This window comes from Glaciimonas sp. GG7, from assembly GCF_052976905.1.
The window spans coordinates 1-3,495 of the sequence record NZ_JBRIIQ010000182.1; the positions used below are offsets into that span (position 1 = coordinate 1).

Annotated in this window: 3 protein-coding genes and 1 pseudogene; all 4 read left to right on the plus strand. The window is 51.8% G+C overall.

Going from position 1 to position 3,495, the window contains the following annotated elements; genetic code table 11:
• Positions 1–56: 56 nt before the first annotated feature.
• Positions 57–617 (plus strand): annotated as a pseudogene (locus ACVBEF_RS20805) (AAA family ATPase); the annotation flags it as partial.
• 71 nt (positions 618–688) lie between these two features.
• Complete coding sequence (locus tag ACVBEF_RS20810) at positions 689–1,570, plus strand: hypothetical protein (protein WP_447125809.1); 882 nt, start codon at positions 689–691, stop codon at positions 1,568–1,570.
• Positions 1,571–1,732: 162 nt separating this feature from the next.
• On the plus strand, positions 1,733–2,122 hold the full coding sequence (locus tag ACVBEF_RS20815; RefSeq protein WP_447125810.1) for a DUF4280 domain-containing protein: 390 nt from the start codon (positions 1,733–1,735) through the stop codon (positions 2,120–2,122).
• A gap of 38 nt (positions 2,123–2,160) precedes the next feature.
• Positions 2,161–3,495: type VI secretion system Vgr family protein (locus ACVBEF_RS20820; RefSeq protein WP_447125811.1), on the plus strand; the 1,335-nt coding region annotated here is incomplete at its 3' end.

Consider the following 3,495-nt stretch of genomic DNA (forward strand, 5'->3'; position numbering starts at 1 on the left):
CCAGCGGATCTTTACCGGATTTTGTTTGGATATGCTCAAAAGCACCGTAAATAATTGTCGAAAAAGCCCACCCAGACGTGCACGAAATGTTCTTTCAGGTGTTCGACAAGGGCTTTATGGAAGACGGGGAAGGGCGCTTCATCGACTTTAAAAATACCCTCATCATTCTGACCACAAACGCCGGTGCCGATCTGGTCGCCAGTCTGTGCAAGACCCCCGAACGGATGCCAGATCCAGAAACTACGGCCAAGGCTTTGCGTGAACCCTTGCTGAAGATTTTCCCGCCAGCGTTGCTCGGGCGCCTGGTGACGATTCCTTACTATCCGCTGTCGGATGTGATGCTTGGCAAGATCGTCAAGCTGCAGCTCAATCGCGTCAAGAGGCGGGTCGAGGCACGCTACAAGATTCCGTTTGACTACTCGGACGCAGTGGTTCAGTTAGTGGTGTCGCGCTGCACCGAGAGCGAGTCAGGTGGACGCATGATTGATGCGATCCTGACCAACACGATGCTGCCGGATATTTCGAAGGAATTCTTGGGTCGTATGATGGCAGGTGTGGTCTTAGATGGCGTGCAAGTGGGTGTCAAGGATGGCGAGTTTGACTATGCGGTTACGTAGTATTTTGAATGTGTTCTTAAGAACGTAGTCAGTTCCGTTTGACTATCCTGCTATCTATCGAAGGAAAATGTATGACAACTACCGTATTTATTTGGAATAACAATATGCAAGGTTTAAATAAGTACCCCGGGCACGCATGCATGAGTATTGGAGATGCTGCCGTGAGACACTTTGATGAGCGCCAATATGATTCTTACGTTTCATGGATACCCGACCAAGAAGGTGGAGTTTCTCATTCAGGAAAGAGAAAGGGACAAGCGCAGTTCAATATTCTTCATGACTTTTATTTCGAAGGGTACGCTCCTGATCACATTATTCGCATTCCGACCAACGTGAGTAGCGAGAAAAAAATGATCACACATTGGGATGCACTTCGGAATAAAACGGTGGATCTCGAAGACGATAAAAGATTGCTCCTGTCAGGCACTGGCCCGGCTCCTTCCTATCGCTTATTCAGAAAAAACTGTAGTCATATGGTTCAGCGCGTGTTGAAGAGTGGGGGCATTAATTGGTCTCTGAACCCGCTACATTGGGACTTGTCCAGGAAACATATTATTTGGACGCCGCTTCGTGTCCGAGAACTGGCCTTCAGTTACAAGGGGGCCAAAATTTTGACATGGTTTGACTGGATCCAACTGCAGACCTTGACCGGTAATGAAAAAAAATTGTTAGAGCACTTTCAGAAGAGGCATGCCCGTCATGGGTCATCGGGGGCTGTTGCGCGAAACCGCTCATGGATGAACGTCAGACTGTTGCACGTGTTTGGTCACTCCGATAGTGGCTACAAGAATACAGCGATTGTAGATCTTATTGAAAATTTCGGGAGGCCTGACATGAAGGTCAATGTTTCCTTGAAAGCTAATGGGATTCGTAACGCAAAGGAAATGTCATGGAGTATCGACAATCTAATTAGGCAACTAGACAGAGGTAACTATGAATACTTGCAGAATTAACTATTAGGTTGCGATTGTCTGAACGTTCGAGGGCCGGGACTAGTAGCAAGGCACAACCTTATTTCTAATAGGTCAATTGAATAAATTGTAATTTCTTCCTTTATCAGGGATGGTTTTAAAAATGACACGCCCACGCGTGTGCATACAGAAAAGGATGTCAGCATGCCGAATCAAGTTGTGATGGGTGCGATGATGACCTGCACCTTTGGTGCTGCGCCTTCATCGCTGATGGTGCTGCCCAAGAATAGAGTGCTGGCCGAGGGGCCTCCGGCGGCTAACATCATGGATCACGTGCCACTGCTCAATATCATGCCCTTTGGCGTGTGTAACTCGCCCGCCAATCCGATGGTTGCAGCGGCTACTGCAGCCGCGTTTGGTGTACTGACTCCCATGCCTTGCATTCCCGTCACCAGCGCACCATGGGTGCCCGGTGCACCGAACGTATTGATTGCCAATATGCCGGCACTCGATAATATTTCCAAATGCCTGTGCAATTGGGGCGGCGTGATTGGGTTTTCGATGCCAGGCACTGTCAAGACGATGATTCCCTAATTACGCGCCTAACCGTTTATCCGACCACTAAAGAATTTATGTCAGCTAACCAAGAGTATCGAGAAGTAGCAGTCAAGACGGCACTGGGAAACAACGTGCTGCTATTCTGCTCGATGAGCGGTTCCGAACAGCTCGGTCGGTTGTCCGAATTCCGCGTGCAATTGCTGAGTAAGGATGACGCGCTGAAAATCGCCGATGTGCTGGGCAAGCCGCTTAGTGTCGAGCTAAAGCACGACAACGGCAGTACGCGTTATTTCCACGGCATTGTCACGCGCTTTGCCAGCACCGGCAGCCGCGACGGCTTTGCGACCTATCAGGCCACGGTTCACTCTTGGCTGTGGTTGCTCAAGCGCTCGTCGAACTGCCGTATTTTTCAAGACAAGTCGTTGCCGACGATCATCAAGCAGGTGTGCGATGCATATGGCGGCGTGGCGTTAAAGATGGACGCACTCAGTGGCAATTATCCGTTGGTGCCGTATTGCGTGCAGTACCGTGAAAGTGACTTCGATTTCGTCTGCCGCTTGCTCGAAGGCGTCGGGATCTATTTTTACTTTACCCACGATGCGCAACGCCACACCATGGTGCTGGCCGATTCGTATGGTGCACACACGGCGATTCCCGGCTATGGCGCTCTTAAATACAACGACGTAGGGGAACCCGGCGGGCTCAAGGAAGAGTGCGTCTCATCCTGGTCGGCTGCTGGCGAGATCGTATCGAGCAGTTACGTGCTCAATGATTTTGATTTCGAAAAGACGACGGCCAGTCGCAGTGGGGGTTTGCTAACCAAGGGTGGCATCGCGGCTGGCTTTGACCAGACTGCCTATGAAATGTTTGACTATCCGGGCAACTATACAGTGGCCGAAAACGGCAACGTGCTGGCCCGAGCGCGCATGGAGGCGTTGCACGGTCAGTGTGAGCAAATTAGTGCGAACACCGATGCGCGTGGCCTGTTTGCGGGCGGAATGTTCACCCTGGCGGAGCACCCGCGTGAGGATCAGAATCGCGCGTATCTGATCACCTCGCTCGCCTACGACATTGGCGGCAACGATTACACCAGCGGCGCGGGAAACTCCGGATTGCCGGTGGCTTGCCAGATGACGGCGATCGGCAAGGAATTTTCCTACCGGCCGCCAGCCATCTTCCGCAAGCCTTATGTGCAGGGACCGCAGACCGCGATGGTGGTCGGCAAGGCCGGTGAGGAAATTTGGACCGACCAGTACGGCCGCGTCAAGGTTCAGTTTCATTGGGATCGCGTGGGTAAGGATGATGAACACAGTTCATGCTGGGTGCGCGTGGCGCAGAGCTGGGCTGGCAAGGGCTGGGGCACGATCTTCATTCCGCGTATCGGGATGGAGGTGGTGGTCAGTTTTCTC